Raw genomic sequence first — 20,501 nt, 5'->3', positions numbered from 1 at the left:
GTTTGGACCTGATGTCTGCCCTCTCCCTCAGGCACGGCCTGACCTTCGAAGACCTCCACGCGCGCGACGGGCTCAGCCGGCTCGATGCGGCGTTCGTGTCGGGTCTCGCGGGCGTCGACGCCGCCCTGCACAACCGCCTCGTCGCCGCGCGCGCCGCGCCCGATTCGCTGGCGGCCAAGGACGAGTCGACGCTGCTGATCGATCTGGCGCCGCATCTCGACGACTTCCTCGCCGATCTCTTCGGCGTCACCCCGCCCAACCTGGCGCTGCGCGCGACGCACGCGCGGCTGATGCCGCTTTACGACTGCAAGCGCCTCTTCGTGCAGCGCCACGCCGCGCGCGCCATCAAGCAGCCGGCGGCCGAGGCGCTCGACGGCGCCGCCGTCACGGCGGCGGCCAATGCCGTGGTCGGCATCGATCTCGCCGATGCCTCGCTCGACCTGGAAGCGCGCGAGCTGGCCTTCGCCACGACGGTGCCGCGCCATCTCGACGCCGAGTACAAGGTCGCGACGCCGACGCCCGAGGTCGAGGCGCTGACGCGCTACGCCGCCTGGGCGCTGTTCGCGAAGGACGGCAAGGCGCGCCATCGCGCCGGCGCGCTGTTCAAGCAGCCGCACAAGCTGGACTTCGAGAAGCTGGTGCCGGTCGAGACCGAGACGGTCGACGGCGTGGTGAAGATGAAGCTGCCCCGAGCGTTGATCCGTCCGCGCGATGGCTTCCACCTCACCGACCAGGGCGGCGACCTCGCCTACGCGTTGGATCACACCCAGTACTGCATCTGGTGCCACAACCAGGGCAAGGACAGCTGCTCGCGCGGCTACAAGGACCGCAAGACCGGCGCCTTCACCAAGAGCCCGTTCGGCGTCACGCTCGCCGGCTGCCCGCTCGAGGAGAAGATCTCCGAGATGAACCTGGTGAAGGGCCAGGGCTACACCTTGGGCGCGCTCGCCATCGTCGCCGTCGACAACCCGCTCTGCGCCGCCACCGGGCACCGCATCTGCAACGACTGCATGAAGGCCTGCATCTATCAGAAGCAGGAGCCGGTCGACATCCCGCAGATCGAGACGCGCACGCTCAAGGACGCGCTGTCGCTGCCCTGGGGCTTCGAGATCTACTCGCTGCTCACCCGCTGGAACCCGATGAATTTGCGCCGGCCGCTGCCCAGGCCGTCGAGCGGCCGCACGGTGCTGGTGGTGGGTCTCGGGCCGGCCGGCTTCAACCTGGCGCATCACCTGATCAACGACGGCCACCACGTCGTGGCCATCGACGGCCTGAAGATCGAGCCGATCGAGCCCGGGATATGCGGCGTGAACGAGGCCGGCGGCCGCGTGCCCTTCGCGCCGCTGAAGGACTTCGAGGAACTGCGCGAGGATCTGGGCGAGCGCGTGCTGGCGGGCTTCGGCGGCGTCGCCGAGTACGGCATCACCGTGCGCTGGGACAAGAACTTCCTCAAGACCGTGCGCCTCCTGCTGGAGCGGCGCTCCGAGTTCGCGATGGTCGGCGGCACGCGCTTCGGCGGAGCGCTCACCATCGAGAGCGCCTTCGCGATGGGCTTCGACCACATCGCGCTGTGCATGGGCGCCGGCAAGCCCACCGTGCTCGACATGCCCAACGGCCTGGCGCGCGGCGTGCGGCAGGCCTCGGACTTCCTGATGGCGCTGCAGCTCACGGGGGCCGCCAAGAAGGACAGCCTGGCCAATCTGCAGATCCGCCTGCCTGTCGTCGTGATCGGCGGCGGCCTGACGGCGATCGACACCGCCACCGAATCGCTCGCCTACTACACCTTGCAGGTCGAGAAGTTCCTGGCGCGCTACGAGACACTGGTCGCCGAGCGCGGCGAGTCGGCGGTGCAGGCCGGCTGGAGTGCCGAGGAGCGCGAGATCGCCACCGAGTACCTGATCCACGCCCGCGCGCTGCACGGCGAGCGCGAGGCGGCCGAGCGCGAAGGGCGCGTACCCGAGTTCGCGCGCCTGGCCGAGAACTGGGGCGGCGTCACCATCGCCTATCGCCGGCGCATGATCGATTCACCCTCCTACACCTTGAACCACGAGGAGGTTCACAAGGGGCTGGAGGAGGGCATCCGCTTCGCCGAGGGCCTGACGCCCGTCGCCGTCGAGATCGACGAACACGGCCACGCCAGCGGCCTGAAGGTGAAAGGCGAGAAGGACGGCGTGGCCTTCGAGACCGTGCTGCCGGCGCGCTCGATCCTGGTCGCCGCCGGCACGCAGCCCAACACCGTGCTGGCGCGCGAGGACGGTTCGCACGCGATGCTCGACGGCAAGTACTTCCGGGCACTGGACGAGGATGGCAATCCGGTCGCGCCCGAGCGCATCGCCAAGCCGGCGACGCCGCAGGTGCTGATGTACCGGCACGGCGATGGTCGCACGGTGTCGTTCTGGGGCGACCTGCATCCGTCCTTCGCCGGCAACGTGGTGAAGGCGATGGGCGGCACCAAGCAGGGCTATCCCGTGGTCTCGCGCATGCTGGCCAGGGTGCCGGCGGCCGCGACACCCCGGGCGCTGATCGACCGTTCCAATGCCGAGCTGCGCGCCACGGTGCATGCCGTACATCGCCTGACGCCGACCATCGTCGAGGTCGTGGTCAAGGCGCCGGCCGCGGCGCGCGCCTTCGAGCCCGGCCAGTTCTACCGCCTGCAGAATTTCGAGGCGCATGCGCGACGCGTCGACGACACGGTGCTGGCGATGGAGGGAATCGCGCTCACCGGCGCCTGGTGCGACAAGGAAAGCGGCCTGCTGTCGACGATCGTGCTGGAGATGGGCGGCTCGTCGGATCTGTGCGCACACCTGAAGCCGGGCGAGCCGGTGATCCTGATGGGCCCGACCGGCACGCCGACCGAGGTCGAGGCGGGCGAGACCGTGGTGCTGGTGGGCGGCGGCCTGGGCAACGCGGTGCTGTTCTCGATCGGCGCCGCGCTGCGCGCCGCCGGCTCGAAGGTGCTGTACTTCGCCGGCTACAAGCGCGTGATCGACCGCTACAAGGTGGCCGAGATCGAGGCCGCGGCCGACGTCGTGGTGTGGTGCTGCGACGAGGCGCCGGGCTTCGCGCCGGGCCGCAAGCAGGACCGCGCCATCGTCGCCAACATCGTCGAGGCCATGCGCGCCTATGCTTCGGGCGAGCTGGGCGAGCAGGCCATTTCCTATCGCTCGCTCGACCGCATCATCGCCATCGGCTCCGATGGCATGATGAACGCGGTGCGGCTGGCGCGGCACGGCGTGCTGGCTCCCTTCATCGAGCGCGCCGACCATCATGCGATCGCCAGCATCAACTCGCCGATGCAGTGCATGATGAAGGAGATCTGCGCGCAGTGCCTGCAGCGCCATGTCGATCCGGCTTCCGGCAGAGAGACCGTGGTGTTCTCCTGCTTCAACCAGGACCAGCGCATGGACCTGGTCGACTTCGCCAACCTGCGCCAGCGCCTGACGCAGCAGGGCCTGCAGGAGAAGCTGTCGAAGCTCTGGCTCGACCGTGCGCTGAAGGCCGAGGGCGTGCGGGCGCTGGCGGCGGAGTAGCTCAGAGCTTCGGTGCTGCGATCACGATCAGCCAGATCGCTGCGACGAGCATCGACAGGAAGGTCAGCGTCACGCCGACGGCGCGGCCGACGCTCTCGCCCGAGCTGCGACTGATGCCGTAGGCATGGCCGATGCGGCCGACGAGGAAGCCGCCGGCGCACAGATGCACCGCCAGGCGTGGCCCGCCACAGAGCTCGAGCAGCACGAACAGCACCAGTGCGAGCGGTGCGTACTCGGTGAAATTGCCGAAGGCGCGTCCCGCCAGCGCCAGGTTCTTGTGGCCGCCGTCGCCGATGCCGACATGCGTGACGCGGCGCTGGTTGATCACCAGCACCGCCAGCACGATGGCCAGGATTCCGAGCAACCCGCCATAGAACGCGGAAATCACCGGCACGGTCATTGTCTCCCCCTATCCGCGCGTGAAGCGGAACAGCACCTTGTCGATCGTATAGTAGCGGATCAGGTCGACGACACGGGGATAGTGCTGATTGCCGGGGCTGACGGGCAGGAAGTCCTCGAGCTGCAGCGAGCGCGCGGCGACGCCGAATCCCGCATCGCCGAAGGCGCGCGCGACATCGTCGAGCGAGTGGTCCTGCACCTTCACCGTCGACATCGAGGCGATCAGCGCGCGCCAGCGCGGCCACAGCGGCATGTCGCGATGACAGCCCATCGCCGCGATGTACGACGCGCCCGGCTTCAGCACGTCGGCCATGTCGCGCGCATGCGCGGCGAGATCGGGCAGCAGATAGAGCACCTCGTGGCTGAAGGTGAGATCGAAGCGCCGGCCCAGCTTCGCGACCTCGGAACCCACGTGATAGCTCAACGGCCGGTCACCCTTCAGCGCCTCGGCTCGTGCAACGGACTCGCGCGCGATGTCGATGCCGATACCCGAGCGGAACGGATGCGTCGCGTGCAGCAGTCGCAGGAAACCGCCCTGGTTGCAGCCGAAATCCAGCACGTCGCTGCCGGAAAGATCGCCGAGCTTCGAGACCTCGATCATGCGCCGCCACACCGGCGTATGCGCATCGCCCATCCCGTCATCGCCACCCGGCCGCGTATGCCAGGTCGCCACCGTGCCGTCGCTCGCCATCGCTCACCTGCCTTGGTTCACGAATCACGGCCGATACGTCGACGCCGCCTTCGGGAACACGATACTGGATGGCGTTCCACCCTGTCATTCCGAGTGAAGCGAGGAATCCAAGATGATCACCGGATTCCTCGCTGCGCTCGGAATGTCAGAACCGGTTCAACCCGATCGGTTGAGCCTCGCACGTAGCTCACGCTTCAATTCAGCGAAGTCGATGGGTGCACTCTCGCCGCGCAAGGACTGGGCCAGGCCTTCAGCGACCGCAGCCTTCAGATCCATCTGCGTGGCCTCTTCGGTCTCGTCTTCCATGTCACGCCTCCGCCAGCGGCTTCATCACCACCCAGAGATCGGCCTTGCGTTCGAAGCCGATGCCGGGGGCGTCGGGCATGGGCACGCGGCTGTCCTCGACCGGGCAGTCGTCGGCGAAGCCGCCGAAGGGCGCGAAGACCTGCGGGTAGGATTCGTTGCCGCCCAGGCCCAGCCCGACGGCGATGTTGAGCGCGAACTGATGGCCGCCGTGCGGCACGCAGCGGCGCGGCGACCAGCCGTGGGCGCGCAGCATGTCGAGTGTGCGCAGGTACTCGACCAGCCCGTAGCTGAGCGCCGGATCGAACTGCAGGATGTCGCGGTCGGACCGCAGCCCGCCATGGCGGATCAGGTTGCGCGCGTCCTGCATCGAGAACAGGTTCTCGCCGGTCGCCAGCGGCGGCGCGTAGTGCGTCGCCAGCGCGGCGTGCGCGAGGTAGTCGAGCGGATCGAGCGGCTCCTCGTACCAGCGCAGGCCGTAGCCGGCGATGGCCTCGCCGCAGGCGATCGCGTCCTTGAGCTCGTAGCGGCCGTTGACGTCGACCGCCAGCCGCTCGCCCTTGCCGACGATCTTCAGCACCGCCTCGATGCGGCGCAAATCATCGGCCAGCGGCACGCCGCCGATCTTCATCTTCACGCAGGAATAGCCGAGGTCGAGATAGCGCTTCATCTCGTCCTGCAGCTGCTCGAGGTCCTTGCCCGGGTAGTAGTAGCCGCCGGCGGCGTAGACCCAGGCGCGCTCGTCGGCCTGCCCGCCGTTGTAGCGATCGGCCAGCAGCTTCCACAGCGGCACGCGCCGGGCCTTGGCGACCGCATCCCACAGCGCCATGTCGAGCACGCCGACCGCAACCGAGCGCTCGCCGTGGCCGCCGGGCTTCTCGTTCTTCATCATCGCCGCCCAGCATTTCTGCGGGCTCAGCAGGTTCTCGTTGTCGAGCAGGCTCTGCGGATCGGCGAGCTGCAGGCGCGGGATGAAGCGTTCCTCGAGCAGGCCCTTCTGCGCGTAGCGGCCATTGGAGTTGAAGCCGAAGCCGATCACCGGCCTGCCGTCGACCATCTGGTCGGTGACCACGGCGACGACGCTCGCCGTCATCTGGCTGAAGTCGATATAGGCGTTGGCGATCGCCGAGCGGATCGGCGAGACGATGGAGCGGATGGCGACGATACGCATGGGCTGCCTCCTCAGGGCATGATGACGTCGCGCAGGAGCCCGAAGGCGCCGGCGCAGAACAGGATGACGAGCGCGACGTTGCGGTAGAGCCGCTCGTTCTCGGGCTGGAACAGCCTCGCGCCGATCCACGAGCCCAGCAGCATCAGCGGCAGCAGCACGATGCCGCGCGCAAGCGAGTCCCAGCCGGCGACGCCGCTCCAGACGATGATGAGGATCAGCGGGAACTGCGTCGCCATGTAGTAGGTGATGATATTGGCGCGATGGCGCGACGGCGGATCGTTGCCGGCCAGCAGGTACATCAGCACCGGCGGCCCGCCGACGCTGGTCACCGACATCATCATGCCGGAGATCGCGCCGACCAGGGCACCACCCGCCACCGAGCGCCGACCCTTCCAGCGCAGGCCGCTGGCCAGCACGGCGACGAACAGCACGATGATCGCCGAGACCACCTTGACGATCAGCCCCTTGTCGACACTGGCCAGCAGCCAGACGCCAAACGGCATGGCGAGGCAGGCGACCAGGCTCATCGGCCCGATGATGCGCCAGTCGCAGTCGCGCCGGGCCTGAGGGAAGAGCTGCAGGCTGACCGCGAGCTCGATGGCGACCACCGTGGCGATCATGTCGGTGGGCCCGAACAGGATGGCGAAGATCGGCGCCATCAGCATCGCCGAGCCGAATCCGGCGAAGCCGCGCATCAGCCCGGCCACCAGCACGACGGCGGCCGGCAGCCAGATGCCCGTAGTGACGAACAGGGCGGCGAGATAGGCGAACGCGGACTGCAGCATGGCGCGCGGTTCTACCCCGCCACCAGCAGATCGGCCACCGCCTGCGGCGTCAGCCCGGCCGCGGGACCGCGATGCGCCACGCCGCCGCGCGCCAGCACGACGGCTTCGTCGGCGATCGCCAGCGCCCGGGTCGCGTTCTGCTCCGCCAGCAGCACGGCCACGCCGCCGTCGGCGACGATGCGCAGGCGGCCGAAGACCTCGCGCGCGACGATCGGCGCCAGGCCGAGCGAGGGCTCGTCAAGCAGCAGCACCGGTGGTCCACTCGCCAGCGCCCGCGCGATCGCCAGCATCTGCTGCTGGCCGCCCGACAGCCGCCAGGCGCGCTCGCGCGCCTTCTCGGCCAGCGCCGGGAACAGCGCAAGCATCTGCGCGATCCGGCGCCCGCGCAGGGCCGCACCCCCGACGACCGCGACCTCGATGTTCTCGCGCACGGTCAGGCCGGGGAACACGCGGCGCCCCTCGGGCACGTAGCCGAGGCCCGAGCGCGCCCGGCGCTCGGGCGACAGGCCATCGATCCGGCGATCGCCGACCAGGATGCGACCGGCGCTCGGCACGAGCCCCATGGCGGCGCGCAAGAGCGTCGTCTTGCCCGCCCCGTTGGCGCCCAGCAGCGCGAGGATCCTGCCGGGCTCGACGGCGAGCGAGACGTCGCGCAGCACCGGCTCGCCGCCATAGCCGACGGTCAGGGACTCGATATCGAGCGCCGCGCTCACGGCGCGTCGCCGACATAGGCGGCAAGCACCGCGGGATCGCGCCGCAGCTCGGCGAACGGCGCTTCGGCGATCACCCGGCCGCGATCCAGGCAGATGCCGCGCGCGCAGAACCGGGCGAGGAAGTCGAGATCGTGCTCGACGATGATGATGCCCAGGCCGTCGGCGAGAAGGCCGCGCAGCGCATCGGCCAGCGCCGCGCGCTCGGCGGGCGACAATCCGGCGGCGGGCTCGTCGAGCGCCAGCAGCCAGGGCTGCGTCGCCAGGGCGCGCGCGATCTCGACCAGCCGCCGCCGTCCCGCCGGCAACGCCCCGACCGGCGTGGCCGCGTCGGCTTCGAGGCCCAGTCGTCGCAGCGCCCGCCAGGCAAGGCCGCGGGCGATCGCGTCGGGCCGTCCATGCGCGCCGACGGCGACGGCATCGAGGGTCGCGAGCGTCGCGGGCAGGTCCGCGGCCTGGAAGCTGCGGGCGAGACCGGCGCGCGCCACCGCGTCGGCTGGCGCGCGGTCGACCGGCAGGTCGCCCAGCGCGATGGTGCCGGCGTCGGGCTGCGCGACGCCGCTCAGCAGGTTGAGCAGAGTGGTCTTGCCGGAACCGTTGGGACCGATCACCGCGAGGGCTTCGCGCGTGACCAGGCGCAACGACACGTCGTCGACGGCGCGCACGCCGCCGTAACTCTTCGCAAGATGGCTGGCCTGCAATGTCGGCCCATTCGTGGCCGGCCGTAGCGATTCGTCGGCCGCCGGCGGTGGTATCGCAAGCACGCGACGGCGCGGCCACACGGCGTTCGAGGCGCGATCGATCAGCGACACCAGCCCCTCCGGCGCCAGCACCACCATCAGCAGCGTCGCGACGCCGTAGGCGATGAGCTGGCGGTTCTCCAGCCAGCGGAACCATTCCGGCAGGTGCACCAGCAGGATCGCGCCCAGGATCGCGCCGCTCGCCCGCGTGCGGCCGCCGACCACGACGGCGGTCAGGCAGCCGATCATCACGGCGATGTCGGCGCCATCGGGCGACACCACGCCCACGACATGCGCCTGCAGTCCGCCCGCCAGGCCGGCGAGCGCCGCGCCGGCGACGAACTCGACGTAGCGCAGGCGCGCGACGTCGATGCCCACCGACGCGGCCGCCAGCGGATGGTCGCGCGCCAGATCCTGCGCCGCGCCGCGCAGGCCGGCGCGGCGCCACGCCGTGTCGAAGGCGATCAGCACCACGAGCCCCCAGGTCAGCAGCAGCATGGGCCAGCCGGGCGCGATCTCGACGCCGGGCAGCGCCAGGGCCGGGATGCCCGACAGGCCGTTGGCACCGCCCGAAACGCTCTCCCAGTTCACCGCACCGAGATGGATGAGTTGCGCCAGCGCCAGGGTGGCGAGTGCGAAGTAGTGCGTCTCCAGCCGCAGGACCACGGCACCAACGATCGCCGCCAGGAGCGCCGGCGCGATCATTGCCGCCGGCAGCGACAGCGTCGCCCAGAAGCCGCCGCCGGCCGACAGCGCGACGAGCGCCGCCAGATAGGCACCCAGGCCGAACAGCGCGCCCTGCGCCAGCGACAGGGCGCCGGCATGGCCGAACACCTTCTGGTAGCCCAGCGCCAGCAGCGCCTGGATGCCGGCCAGCGTGGCCAGCCTGACCGCGTAGGAATCGCCGCCACCGGCGAGGGCGATGCCGGCGACCACGATGAGCATCGATACCAGCGCGCCGGCCGGCGTCGCCATCTCGCGCAGTCGGCTCACGCGCGCCGCCCCGCCGGCTCGCCGAACAGACCCTGCGGTCGCAGCAGCAGCACCAGCAGCACCGCGACATAGAGCAGCGCCTGGGCCCAGACCGCCGAGAGCGACGCCGCGACGAAGGTCTCGAACAGGGCGATCAGCAGTGCGCCGGCGAGCGCGCCGGGCACGCTGCCCCAGCCGCCGATCACCACGGCGATATAGGCCTTTAGCATGTAGCCTGGACCCTGGTTGGCGACGACGAGGAACTGATGGCCGAGCAGCGCGCCGGCCAGGCCGGCGAGCCCACCACCGGCGGCGAAGGCGGTGGCGATCAGCGGCGTCGCCGGGATGCCCAGCGCGCGCGCCATCTCGCGGTCCTGCGCCAGTGCGCGGAATCGTCGGCCGAGTTGGCTGCGCTCCAGCACGAGGTACACGATGCCGAGCACGAGCGCAGCGACGGCGATCATCGCCAGCGGCTGAAGCACTCCCTCGCGCCACACGGGGGGCGCCGAGCGCGGCGCCGGCCCGAAGAAGGCCGTCGCCGACTGCTCGAACACCGAGGCGATGGCGATGGTGGCGACGAACACCGAGGAGGGCGGCCGGTCCTTCAGCGGCAGGAAGCCGGCGGCGCCGATCGCCAGCCCGAGCGCCGCGCCGAGCAGGATCACGACCGGCAGCAGCACCACGCCGGGCAGCGCGAGTCCCAAGGTCTGCGCGGCGACGCCTAGCAGCACCGCGGCGACACCGCCCAGCATCACCGAATCGCCGTGCGCGAAGTTCACGGCGCCCACGGCATTCAACGTCAGCACGAAACCGACCGCGACCAGGGCATAGGCGGCGCCCAAGGCCAGCGCACTGAGCAGGAGTTGCGGCGTGTTCATGGCACGATCATAGCTTGGGACCGCCGGCGTCTCGCCGGATCATAAAGCGCCCCCCGGCGATCCCAAGAAGACGCGTTGACAGGGGCCAACCCCATCCCCACAACGCCGCGCCATGAGCGTGCTTTCCCCATCGCTGGCCCGATCGCCCGCCGCCACGCGCGCCGATGCGCGCGCCATCGGTCGCTGGCTGGCGGTGGTCGCGGCGATGATCTTCGCCATGATCGTGATCGGGGCGCTGACGCGGCTCACCGAGTCCGGCCTGTCGATGGTCGAGTGGCGGCCGGTGACCGGCTGGCTGCCGCCGCTGTCTGAGGCGGCGTGGCAGGCCGAGCTGGCGAAGTACGCCGCCTCGCCGCAGGGCCGCACCGTCAATCAGGGCATGAGCCTCGACGCGTTCAAGCAGATCTTCTGGCTGGAGTACTTCCATCGCCTGTGGGGCCGCGTTATCGGGCTGGCCTTTGCGCTGCCCTTCGCCTGGTTCCTGGTGCGCCGCCGTGTGCCGCGCTGGCTGATGCCGCGTCTGCTGGTGCTGCTCGTGCTCGGCGGCGCGCAGGGGGCGATCGGCTGGATCATGGTGGCGAGCGGCCTGCGCGACGTGCCGGCGGTCAGCCACTACAAGCTGGCGCTGCACCTGACCCTGGCCGTCGCGCTCTACGGCTACATCCTGTGGCTGGTCCTGACCCTGCTGGCGCCATCGCGGCCCGAGCATCACCGGCGCGGTGACACCAGCATCGCTGTCGGCGTGCGCGTGCTGATCGGCGCGCTGTTCGTCGTGCTGACCTGGGGGGCTTTCGTCGCGGGCCTGCGCGCCGGACAGGTGCACACCACATTCCCCACCATGTCGGGCTACTGGCTGCCGCCCGGCCTGCTCGACCTGTCGCCCGCCTGGCTGAACTTCGTCGAGACCCAGGCCGGCGTGCAGTTCACCCATCGCTGGCTGGCCAAGGCGCTGGTGCTGGCCGTGGCCCTGCTCTGGTGGCGTGCGCAGCGCAGGGATGTCTCGCAGCCGGTGCGCCGCGCCACCCACGTGGTCGGCGCCCTGGCCGCGCTGCAATTCGCCCTCGGCATCGCGACGATTCTGGGCGGCGCGCCGATCGCGCTCGCCACCCTGCACCAGGCCGGCGCGGTGCTGCTGTTGTCCGCGATGGTGCTGACACTGCGACGCAGCGTCACGACACTGTCACGATGAGTTGCGTGTCATTGCGGCGAGCTGTGCTAGGCTTGCCCGACGCCGGTTCCCGATCAAGCCTGAAACGATGACCGAGGACAGCACCAACGCGACGCCGACGACGGAGAAGCCCGACGCCGACGCCAAGGCGGAGGTGGCGCCTGCCCTCGCCACGGGCAAGCGCGATGCGCTCTCCGATTCGGCGCGCCGACAAAGCGTGTCGGGCATCGCCGTGGGCGTCCTGATCGCCTGCCTGGCGATCGGCGGTGGCTGGTGGTGGTGGCAGGAGCGCGACAGGGCCAAGGCGGCCGACGCGCCCAAGCTGGCCGCGGCGGCGCCGGCAAAGCCTGATCCTGCGCCCAAAGCCGACGCTGCGGCGAAGCCCGTCGAGGCACCGCCCACGCCCAAGCCCGACGAAGCCGCCGTCGCGCCCAAGCCTGCCGACGACCCGCCGCCCGCCACGCCGGCCGATGCCGCGGCAGCCGCCAAACCGCCCGACAGCGCCGAGCCGCCGAAGCCTGCCGATACGGCGGCCCCGAAGCCGCCGGACGCGCCACCCGTCACGGCCGACGCACCCAAGCCAGCGGCCACTCCGCCAGTCGTCGAGAGCCAGAACGACGCACTGCGTCGGCTGGCCGATGCGGGCGACGTCGATGCGATGGAGGAGCTGGGCAGGCGCTACATCCAGGGCGCCGGCGTGGCGCCGGACGCGGCCGAGGGCGCGAAATGGATGCTGCGCGCCGCCGAGAAGGGCTCGCCACGCGCCATGTTCAACGCCGGCGTGATGCACGAGCGCGGCTTCGAGGTGCCGAAGGACACGAAGAAGGCGGTCGAGTGGTATCGCAAGGCCGTGGCCGCCGGGGTGCCGATGGCCCAGCACAACCTGGCGCTGCTGATGCGCGACGGCAACGGCACGCGGGCCGATCCGGTCGGCGCCTTCGAGATGATGCGCGCGGCGGCGCGGGCCGGCGTGCCCAACTCGATGCTGGCGCTCGCGATCATGCACGAGCTCGGCCAGGGCACGCGACGCGACAACGTGGCGGCGATCGTCTGGTACGCCATGGCGGCGCAGTTCGCGAAGTTCGCCGAGGGCGAGAAGAGCGAGACCTATGTCTCGGCGGCGGCCAAGCAGGCCGACCTGTCGAAGCGCCTGCCGGCGACAGATCTGCGGCGCGCGCAGGCGATTGGCGAATCCGAGTACAGGACCATCGTCGACACCATGCGCCTGGCCGCGCGCGGCTCGCCGCCGTCGAGCGGGCCGGCGACGCCGCCGGGCAGCGCCGCGCCCGACCTGCCGGCCGGCAAGACCGTCAAGCCGATCGACGCCAAGGAGCAGCTGATCGAGATCCAGAAGATGCTGTTCGCGCTGAAGTTCTACAACGGGCCGCCCGACGGCATCATCGGCCCGGGCACGACGGCAGCGATCAAGGAGTTCCAGAAGACCGCCGGCCTGCCGGTCAACGGCGAGGTCTCGCAGGACCTCTTCGACCTGCTGCGCGACATGGTGAAGAGCACCGGCGCGAAGTGATCAGGCCAGGATGCCGGCGTGGCTCCACCACGTCGGATGATCGCGCCCGATGCGCGCCGCGGCGACGCGCGCGGCGGCAAGGTCGTCGTAGAGCGCGAACACCGTCGCGCCGCTGCCGCTCATCTGCGCGATGCGACAGCCGGATGTCGCCGCCAATGCGCGCTGGACGTCCGCGATGGACGGCATGAGGCCGCGCGCCGCCACGGCGAGATCGTTTCCCCGCTGCGCGAGCGCGGCGCCGAGGGCCGCGACATCCGGCGGTGGCCCGGACAGCGGCGACGGCGCGCTCGACGATGCGCCGGCGCGCGCATAGGCCGCGAAGACGGACGGCGTCGCGAGCGGCTCGCCGGGATTGACCAGCAGCACGCCGGAGGCGGGCAACGCCACGGCCGGGCCGACGCGATCGCCGACGCCGGAAACCTGGGCCGATCGGCCGGCGAGGCACATCGGCACGTCGGCACCGAGCGGCGCGGCGAGATCGAAGAGTTCCTCCTGCGGCATCTCCACGCGCCACAGTTCCACGAGCGCCAGCAAGGTCGCGGCGGCGTCGGCCGAGCCGCCGCCCAGGCCGGCGGCCACCGGGATGCGTTTGGTGAGATGGATCGCGGCCTTGGGCGCGATGCCGGCGCGACCGGCCAGCGCGCGCGCCGCGCGCAGCACCAGGTTGGCCTCGGCCGGCTCGCCGGCCAGCGCGGCAGACACCGGTCCGTCGATCCTCAGCGTGAGCTCGCCCGCCGATGCGACCGAGATCGTGTCGGCGAGATCGCAGAAGGCGATCAGGGAATCGAGCAGGTGGTAGCCATCCGTCCGGCGGCCGGTCACCCGCAGATAGAGATTCAGCTTGGCGCGCGCGTCGCGGACGATCACTTCTTCTCGGCCGGCGGGTCGGGGGTCTTTGCCGGCTCGTTGGCGCCGGGGCCGACGATCGGCTGGTCGAGCTCGGCGGTCAGTCCTTCGTTCAGCTTGCGCCTGATGATGTCGATGCGGTCGGGTTCGGGCTTGCCGGCCAGCGCCCGTTCCCACTGGAAACGCGCTTCGCGACGGCGGCCGACATGCCAGTAGGCGTCGCCGAGATGGTCAACGATGGTGGCGTCGTCGGCCTTGAGCTGGATGGCACGTTCCAGGTACTCGACCGCAAGGTCGTACTTGCCCATGCGGTAGTAGGCCCAGCCCACCGAGTCGGTGATCGCGCCGTCGTCGGGCCGCTGCTTGAGCGCGCGCTGCAGGAGCGCCATGCCCTCCTCGAGATTCTCGCCGCGGTCGATCCAGGTATAGCCCAGATAGTTCAGCACGTAGGGCTGCTCGGGCATCAACTCGAGCGCACGCTTGAGGTCGGCCTCGGCGCCGGGCCAGTTCTTGGTGCGCTCGCGGCACATGCCGCGGCCGAACCACAGCGCGGCATGGCGCGGCCCCGGCGTGGCGACACGCGAAATCGCCACGTCGAACACCACGGCAGCATCGGCATAGCGCTCCTTGCTGCGCAGCAGGTCGCCCAGAGTCCAGGCCGCGTCGATGCGTTCTGTACGCTCGTCGACCATCGCCTGCAGCGCCTTCACGGCCTCATCGATCCGATCGGCCTCGACCATCGCCAGCGACGCGCGCAGCCGCGCGCGCCAGTGGAGCGGCGAGGCCTTGGGCACCGCCTTGAGCATTTCGATGGCCTTGCGCGGCGCTGCGAAGCTTTCATAGACGTCGGCGACCACCAGGCGCGCGGTGTCGAGGTTCGGATTCAGCTCGAGGGCGAGCCGCATGAACATCAGAACGCGTTCCTCGACCCCTTCGACGCGCTGACCGCCGATCACGCCGCCGGAGCCGGCGAGCAGCGCCCCGAGATCGAACAGCGTCTCGCCGATCATGTCAGCCGGCGTCGGCGCCTTCGGGGTGTCGGTGCTGGCGATCAGCGCATCCATCAGCACGGCTTCGGGATTGGCGTCAGCGAACTTCCTGAGGATCTCGCGAGCCTCGTCGGCCTTGCCGTTGCGACGCAGGAAGGCCGCGAGCGTCAGCACCGGGCGCAGCGCCGGCACCTCGCCCCTGGTGGCCGCGCGCAGGCCGTCCTCGGCCGCCTGCTTGTCGCCGGCGGCTTCGTCGATCAGTGCCGCATGCGTGCGCCATGCCGGCATGAAGGGATCGTCGTCGCCCGGCTTCACCGTCGCCAGGCGCTCACGCGCGGCGACGAAGTCCTGTTGCCCGGCCTTCAGCCAGGCCTCCGAGAACGGCCGCAGGATGCCGGAACTGGTGCGATCGCCGAGCTGTTCGAAGTAGGCCTCGGCACCCTTGAAGTCGCCGCGCTTGATCAGCGGCAGCGCCAGCACGAGGTTGGCGAAGCCGTCATCGGACTTGCGCGCCAGCATCTTCGGCGCCAGCTCGGCCGCCACGGCCAGCCTGCCGCCGAGGATGCGCTGACGGAACGCCATGGTGAAGATCTCGGGATCGTCGGGCACACGCGAGAGTGCCGCCTCGGCCATGGCCAGCGCGGTCTCGTGATCGCGCCGCGCCTCGGCAGCGCGGCCGGCGAGGAACAGTCCCTCGACGCTCTGGTCGCGTCGCACGCGCGGACGCGCCTCCTGATCGCCGGCCTTGGTCGACGGCGTGGCCTGGGATTGCGCATTAGCCGGGGCCGTCGGGCCCCGCCACTCCAACCAGCTCCACACTGCCGCGCCGCTGGCCACCGCGAGAACCACCGCCGCAGCCGTCAAGCGTCCCAGCCTGTCCGTCATGCCAAGCCTCTCTCCCGTCACATCCCGGGATAATTGGGGCCGCCGCCGCCTTCCGGCACCGCCCAGTCGATGTTTTGTGACGGGTCCTTGATGTCGCAGGTCTTGCAGTGCACGCAGTTCTGCGCGTTGATCTGGAAGCGCGGCTGGTTGTTGTCGCCCTGCACGACCTCGTAAACGCCGGCCGGGCAATAACGCTGCGCCGGCTCGGCCCAGCGCGGCAGGTTCACGCCGATCGGGATCGACGGGTCGCGCAGCTTGAGGTGAACCGGCTGGTCTTCCTCGTGATTGGTGTTCGACAGGAACACAGAGGAGAGCTTGTCGAAGCTCACCACGCCGTCGGGCCTGGGATACTGAATCGGCTTGAACTCGCTGGCAGGCTTGAGCGTCTGGTGGTCGGCCTTGCCATGCTTGAGCGTCCACGGCAGGCGCATGCCCAGGTCGTGCATCCACATGTCGAAGCCGCCATAGAGCGTACCCAGGGTCATGCCCCATTTCAGCGCCGGCTTGACGTTGCGCACCTTGTCCAGGTCTTTCCACAGCCAGGACTCGCGCAGCTTCACTGGATAGTCGGCGAGCTCGTCATGGCCGGTGCGGCCGGCCTTCAGCGCCTCGAATGCCGACTCGGCCGCCAGCATGCCGCTCTTCATCGCATTGTGGCTGCCCTTGATGCGCGGCACGTTGACGAAGCCGGCCGAGCAGCCGATCAGCGCGCCGCCCGGGAAGGTGAGCTTGGGGATGGACTGGATGCCGCCCTCGGTGATTGCACGCGCGCCATAGGCCAGGCGCTTGCCGCCTTCCAGGTACTGACGCACGTCGGGATGGGTCTTGAAGCGCTGGAACTCGTCGAAGGGCGAGACGTAGGGGTTCTCGTAGTTGAGATGCACCACGAAGCCGATCGAGACGAGGTTCTCGCCGTAGTGGTACATGAACGAGCCGCCGGCGGACTTGGACTCGGTGAGCGGCCAGCCCTGGGTGTGCACGACAAGCCCCTTGCGGTGCTTGTCGGCGGGGACCTCCCAGACCTCCTTCAGACCGATGCCGAATTTCTGCGGCTCCACCCCGTCACGCAGGTTGAACCTGGCGAGCAGCATCTTGGCCAACGAACCGCGCACGCCTTCGGCGATGAAGGTGTATTTGGCGCGCAGCTCCATGCCCGGCGTATAGCTGTCCTTCTTCTGGCCGTCCTTGCCGATGCCCATGTCGCCGGTGGCGACGCCAACGACGCTGCCGTCCGCGTCATAGAGCACCTCCGCGGCTGCGAAGCCGGGATAGATCTCGACACCCAGCGCCTCGGCCTGTCCCGCCAGCCATTTGCACAAATTGCCCAGGCTGACGATGTAGTTGCCGTGGTTGCTCATCAGCCGCGGCATCAGGAAATTGGGGAAGGCGATCGAGCTGGGCTGGGTCAGGAACAGGAAACGATCATCGCTGACCTCGGTCTCAATGGGCGCGTCCTTGTCCTTCCAGTCCGGGATCAGCTCGTTGAGCGCGATAGGATCGATCACCGCGCCGGACAGGATATGCGCGCCGACTTCCGAGCCCTTCTCGATCAGGCAGACCGAGACCTCGTGCCCGTGCTCGGCCGAGAGCTGCTTCAGGCGGATCGCCGCGGCCAGCCCGGCCGGGCCACCGCCGACGATCACCACGTCATACTCCATAGACTCGCGCGACATTCGCGATCTCCTGCAGCCCCATTCATGGCCGGCGCCCGGGCGGCCCTTCCGTCCGTCAGGTCTTCGCGGACTGATAGCGTACCGGGGTCGGCGGCGCTACCATCCCGCAGTCAGTCGGTCCGCGCGAAGAAGTCGTGATCCTTCTTGGGAATCAGGTCGTAAGGCAGGGCGAAACCCGCCATCGCCTGCAGTCCTGTCGCCCATTTCCGCAGGTTGGCTCGCCCGTCCATCGACATCCCGCCCTCGGCCATGAAGACCATGCGGCCCCAGCAGCCGATATCGGCGATGGTGCAGGCATCACCCACCAGCCAGTCGCGGCCTTCCAGCGCTTTGTCGATGAAATCCAGCGCGCCCTCGGCCAGCGGCCGGAAATAGTCCATGACCGCCGGTTCGACCTGCCGGAAACGGCTATAATGGCGCACCCTGGCGACGTAGGTGATGGCATCGTTCTCCCACGACAGCCATTCGCGGGCGCGCCAGCGGTCCTGCTCGGTGCGGCCCTCGAAGAAGCCCGTGGTGCGCGCGAGATAGTCGAGCACGACGTTGGACTGCACGATCACCAGGCCGCGATGGGCCAGGACTGGAACCTGGCCGTAGCGGTTGATCGCCAGGTGCGCGGCCTCCTTCTGCACGCCCTTCTTCAGGTTGACCGTGCGGAACGAGAACGGCAGGCCGCTCAGGGCCAGGAACAGCATCGGCTTGTACGACGAGCTCGAGGTGAAGCTGCCGTAGAGCGTCAGGCGATCGTCACTCATGCGACCTCCGGGTCATCGACTATCGTACCCCGGCATGCCATGAGGCAGCACGCAGCATCCCCTGGGAGTGAGGCCATGATCGGCAAGCTCAACCACGTCGGCGTCGCCACGCCGTCGATCGAGCAATCGGTGAAGCTCTATCGCGAGGTGTTCGGCGCCACGTCAGTGACCGAAAAATGGGCGATGCCCGAGCAGGGCGTCTGGGTCTGCTTCGTCAACCTGCCCAACGCGCAGATCGAGCTGATCGAGCCCTATGGCGAGAACTCGCCGATCACCGCCTTCCTTGCCAAGAACCCCAAGGGCGGCCAGCATCATGTTTGCTTTGAGGTCGACAACATCTACGCCGCGCGCGACGAGATGCGCGCCAAGGGCATGACCGTGCTGGGCACGGGCGAGCCGCGCATCGGCGCGCATGGCACGCCGGTAATCTTCCTGCACCCTAAGGATCTGGGTGGCGTCCTCATCGAGCTGATGGAGACGCCGAAGGCGGCGCACTGAAAGTTGCGGCCCCTCGCCGTTGTCATCCCAAGCGCAGCGAGGGATCTTGAACTGGCGAAAGATCCCTCGCTGCGCTCGGGATGACAGACGCCTTCGGAACGTGTGCTAGGCGTCCTGGCTTGCGCCGCCGGTCAGCCACGACAGGTCGCGGACCTTGCGGCCCTTGCGCGCGGCCAGCTGGGCCTCGCGCTTCGCCTGACGCTCGGCTTCCAGTGCCGCGGCGCGCGCCTCGCGTTCCGCCTTCTCGGCGGCCTCGCGCGCGGCCTTCTCGGCGGCGATGCGCTCTTCCTCGGCCTTGCGGGCGGCTTCGGCCGCGAGACGCTGGGCCTCCTTGGCGGCGAGGCGCTCGTTGCGCGCCTTGACGATCGCCTCGCGGGCAGCCCGCCTCTCCAGCGTGGCCGGGTCGTCGGCGTTCAGCTTTGCCTTCGCCCTTTCCAGCAGGGCCTTCTTGGCCTCAGCGGCTGCACTCAGCCGATCCTGGAAACCCCTGTCATTCGGTGAGAACATTCAACCCTATCCTAGCCGTGGTCGATGGCGGTTCGCTGAATAGCGTATCGCCGGCATGTTGCGGAAGCGTGTAGGTGTAAGACCTTCCATGCAAAAGCCGCCCCTTGCGGGGCGGCTTCGCTGACCTTCAGAGCCTACGCCAGCTCGATGGTCGAGACGGCGATCTTGCCGCTGCGGCGGTCCTCGGCGGTGTCGAACGACACCTTCTGGCCGTCGGCCAGACCGCGGATGCCGGCGCGCTCCAGCGCGGTGGCGTGGACGAAGACGTCCTTGCCGCCGTTGTCCGGCTGGATGAAGCCGAAGCCCTTGGTGGCGTTGTAGAACTTCACGGTGCCCGTAATCATGGGGACCCTTTCGATAGGCGGTCGTTGAGTTGAGCCGAACGCGCGCCAAAGCGCTCGTGCGGCCCGGTTAGTCGATGTTTGGAGAGCGTCTGATCGTGCGCCTGGCATCACGCTTCAGGCGAAACGGCCCGATAGTCCGGCCAAATGTCGATGGCGCCCATATAGGCAGGAACATCCGGCCTGACAAGGGCTTGGAAAAAATCGCCAATGGACGCGTGAGCAGGTCCGGACCATCCTGCGCGACCGATGAATGCGTGGCCACCCCTGACCGACCCCGTCGCCCTGCTGCGCTGGTACGCCGATGCCGGCGTCGAGGATAGCAGCTTGGAGGAGCCGCAGGATCGCTACGCGCTGTCGGCCCGCCCGCCGGCTCCACCAGCAGCGCCGGCACGTCCGGCACCGGCCGCGGCACGCGGCATGGGCGAGGCGCCGGTGGCGCCCGCCAGGCCCGCGGCGGCGCAATCGCGTGCGCCGGTACCCCTTGAATCACCGCGGCTGGTCGAGGACGCGCGCGCCGCGGCGGCCAGCGCCAGCACGCTGGCCGAGCTGGAGGCGGCGATCCGCGCCTTCGAAGGCTGCACGCTCAAGCGACTGGCGAAGAACACGGTGTTCGCCGACGGCGTCCCCGGTGCGCCGGTCATGATCGTCGGCGAGGCGCCGGGCGAGGACGAGGACCGGCTCGGCAAGCCCTTCGTCGGCGTCAGCGGCCAGTTGATGGACCGCATGTTCGCCGCCATCGGCATGAGCCGGGAACGCGACCTCTACATCACCAACATCCTGCCCTGGCGGCCGCCGGGCAACCGCACGCCCAGCGCCGGCGACAGCGCGATCTGCGTCGCCTTCGCCCGACGCCATGTCGAGCTGGCGCGGCCGAGAATCCTGGTGCTGGCCGGCGGCGTGGCGGCCAAGAACATGCTCGAAACCGAGCAGGGCATCACGCGGCTGCGCGGCAAGTGGTTCGATTACACCCTGCCCGACGGCACGCGCATTCCCACCATGCCGCTCTACCATCCTGCCTACCTGCTGCGCACGCCGGGCGGCAAGCGGCAGGCGTGGATGGACCTGATCGCGGTGGCGAAGGCGCTGGAAGCCCTTGGGAGCGCCTGCGTCCCGTCGGCATCATAAGGAG

At 69.6% G+C, this 20,501-nt stretch carries 19 protein-coding genes; 5 read left to right on the top strand and 14 right to left on the bottom strand.

Features of this window, described 5'->3' with window-relative positions; translation table 11 throughout:
* Positions 1–11: 11 nt before the first annotated feature.
* Positions 12–3,530 carry an FAD-dependent oxidoreductase gene (locus KF889_03485; protein MBX3498480.1) on the top strand — a complete coding sequence of 1,173 codons (3,519 nt, stop codon included), beginning with the start codon at positions 12–14 and terminating at the stop codon, positions 3,528–3,530.
* A gap of 1 nt (position 3,531) precedes the next feature.
* On the opposite strand, the gene KF889_03480 is transcribed toward KF889_03485, so the two are convergent.
* The 8 genes from KF889_03480 to KF889_03445 form a co-directional block, all read right to left on the bottom strand.
* Positions 3,532–3,924 carry an MAPEG family protein gene (locus KF889_03480; protein ID MBX3498479.1) on the bottom strand — a complete coding sequence of 131 codons (393 nt, stop codon included), beginning with the start codon at positions 3,922–3,924 and terminating at the stop codon, positions 3,532–3,534.
* Between the two features lie 15 nt (positions 3,925–3,939).
* Entirely contained in the window at positions 3,940–4,620 is a 681-nt protein-coding gene (locus KF889_03475; GenBank protein ID MBX3498478.1) for a methyltransferase domain-containing protein, read from the bottom strand.
* A gap of 156 nt (positions 4,621–4,776) precedes the next feature.
* Positions 4,777–4,926 carry a hypothetical protein gene (locus KF889_03470; GenBank protein MBX3498477.1) on the bottom strand — a complete coding sequence of 50 codons (150 nt, stop codon included), beginning with the start codon at positions 4,924–4,926 and terminating at the stop codon, positions 4,777–4,779.
* A 1-nt stretch (position 4,927) separates the two neighbouring features.
* A complete protein-coding gene (locus KF889_03465; GenBank protein MBX3498476.1) occupies positions 4,928–6,094 on the bottom strand; it encodes a mandelate racemase/muconate lactonizing enzyme family protein in 1,167 nt (388 codons plus the stop codon).
* A gap of 11 nt (positions 6,095–6,105) precedes the next feature.
* Positions 6,106–6,879, bottom strand: a complete 774-nt coding sequence (locus KF889_03460; protein MBX3498475.1) for a sulfite exporter TauE/SafE family protein — start codon at positions 6,877–6,879, stop codon at positions 6,106–6,108.
* Between the two features lie 11 nt (positions 6,880–6,890).
* Positions 6,891–7,592 (bottom strand): ABC transporter ATP-binding protein, encoded by a 702-nt coding sequence (locus KF889_03455; protein ID MBX3498474.1) that lies wholly within the window; start codon positions 7,590–7,592, stop codon positions 6,891–6,893.
* Complete coding sequence (locus tag KF889_03450; GenBank protein ID MBX3498473.1) at positions 7,589–9,322, bottom strand: ATP-binding cassette domain-containing protein; 1,734 nt, start codon at positions 9,320–9,322, stop codon at positions 7,589–7,591. The genes KF889_03455 and KF889_03450 overlap by 4 nt, the downstream gene beginning before the upstream one ends.
* A complete protein-coding gene (locus KF889_03445; protein MBX3498472.1) occupies positions 9,319–10,179 on the bottom strand; it encodes a branched-chain amino acid ABC transporter permease in 861 nt (286 codons plus the stop codon). Before KF889_03445 ends, KF889_03450 begins: the two co-directional genes overlap by 4 nt.
* Before the next feature lie 112 nt (positions 10,180–10,291).
* Here KF889_03445 and KF889_03440 point away from each other — a divergent pair, with 112 nt between their 5' ends.
* Both KF889_03440 and KF889_03435 read left to right on the top strand, forming a co-directional pair.
* Positions 10,292–11,368: a COX15/CtaA family protein gene (locus KF889_03440; protein MBX3498471.1), complete on the top strand. Its 1,077-nt coding sequence runs from the start codon at positions 10,292–10,294 to the stop codon at positions 11,366–11,368.
* A gap of 67 nt (positions 11,369–11,435) precedes the next feature.
* Positions 11,436–12,875 (top strand): SEL1-like repeat protein, encoded by a 1,440-nt coding sequence (locus tag KF889_03435; protein MBX3498470.1) that lies wholly within the window; start codon positions 11,436–11,438, stop codon positions 12,873–12,875.
* Here the strand turns inward: KF889_03435 and KF889_03430 are convergent, their stop codons facing one another.
* From KF889_03430 to KF889_03415, 4 genes are all read right to left on the bottom strand, one after another.
* Positions 12,876–13,742 (bottom strand): 4-(cytidine 5'-diphospho)-2-C-methyl-D-erythritol kinase, encoded by an 867-nt coding sequence (locus KF889_03430; protein MBX3498469.1) that lies wholly within the window; start codon positions 13,740–13,742, stop codon positions 12,876–12,878.
* Positions 13,739–15,595, bottom strand: a complete 1,857-nt coding sequence (locus tag KF889_03425; protein ID MBX3498468.1) for a tetratricopeptide repeat protein — start codon at positions 15,593–15,595, stop codon at positions 13,739–13,741. Before KF889_03425 ends, KF889_03430 begins: the two co-directional genes overlap by 4 nt.
* A gap of 17 nt (positions 15,596–15,612) precedes the next feature.
* Positions 15,613–17,253, bottom strand: a complete 1,641-nt coding sequence (locus KF889_03420; protein ID MBX3498467.1) for an electron transfer flavoprotein-ubiquinone oxidoreductase — start codon at positions 17,251–17,253, stop codon at positions 15,613–15,615.
* A gap of 125 nt (positions 17,254–17,378) precedes the next feature.
* Complete coding sequence (locus KF889_03415) at positions 17,379–18,023, bottom strand: glutathione S-transferase family protein (GenBank protein MBX3498466.1); 645 nt, start codon at positions 18,021–18,023, stop codon at positions 17,379–17,381.
* A 75-nt stretch (positions 18,024–18,098) separates the two neighbouring features.
* On the opposite strand from KF889_03415, the gene mce reads away from it, so the two are divergent.
* Complete coding sequence (gene mce / locus KF889_03410) at positions 18,099–18,521, top strand: methylmalonyl-CoA epimerase (GenBank protein MBX3498465.1); 423 nt, start codon at positions 18,099–18,101, stop codon at positions 18,519–18,521.
* Between the two features lie 105 nt (positions 18,522–18,626).
* Here mce and KF889_03405 read toward each other — a convergent pair whose 3' ends face one another.
* Both KF889_03405 and KF889_03400 read right to left on the bottom strand, forming a co-directional pair.
* Complete coding sequence (locus KF889_03405) at positions 18,627–19,028, bottom strand: hypothetical protein (GenBank protein MBX3498464.1); 402 nt, start codon at positions 19,026–19,028, stop codon at positions 18,627–18,629.
* A gap of 134 nt (positions 19,029–19,162) precedes the next feature.
* Positions 19,163–19,372, bottom strand: coding sequence for a cold-shock protein (locus KF889_03400; protein ID MBX3498463.1), 210 nt, complete (start codon positions 19,370–19,372; stop codon positions 19,163–19,165).
* Between the two features lie 246 nt (positions 19,373–19,618).
* On the opposite strand from KF889_03400, the gene KF889_03395 reads away from it, so the two are divergent.
* A complete protein-coding gene (locus KF889_03395) occupies positions 19,619–20,497 on the top strand; it encodes a uracil-DNA glycosylase (GenBank protein ID MBX3498462.1) in 879 nt (292 codons plus the stop codon).
* The last annotated feature ends 4 nt before the right edge of the window (positions 20,498–20,501 follow it).

Source organism: Alphaproteobacteria bacterium (assembly GCA_019635875.1).
Lineage (GTDB): Bacteria > Pseudomonadota > Alphaproteobacteria > Reyranellales > Reyranellaceae > JAFAZJ01.
The sequence above is the reverse complement of the archived record's forward strand: the minus strand, read 5'-3'. Positions and strand labels throughout refer to the sequence as shown.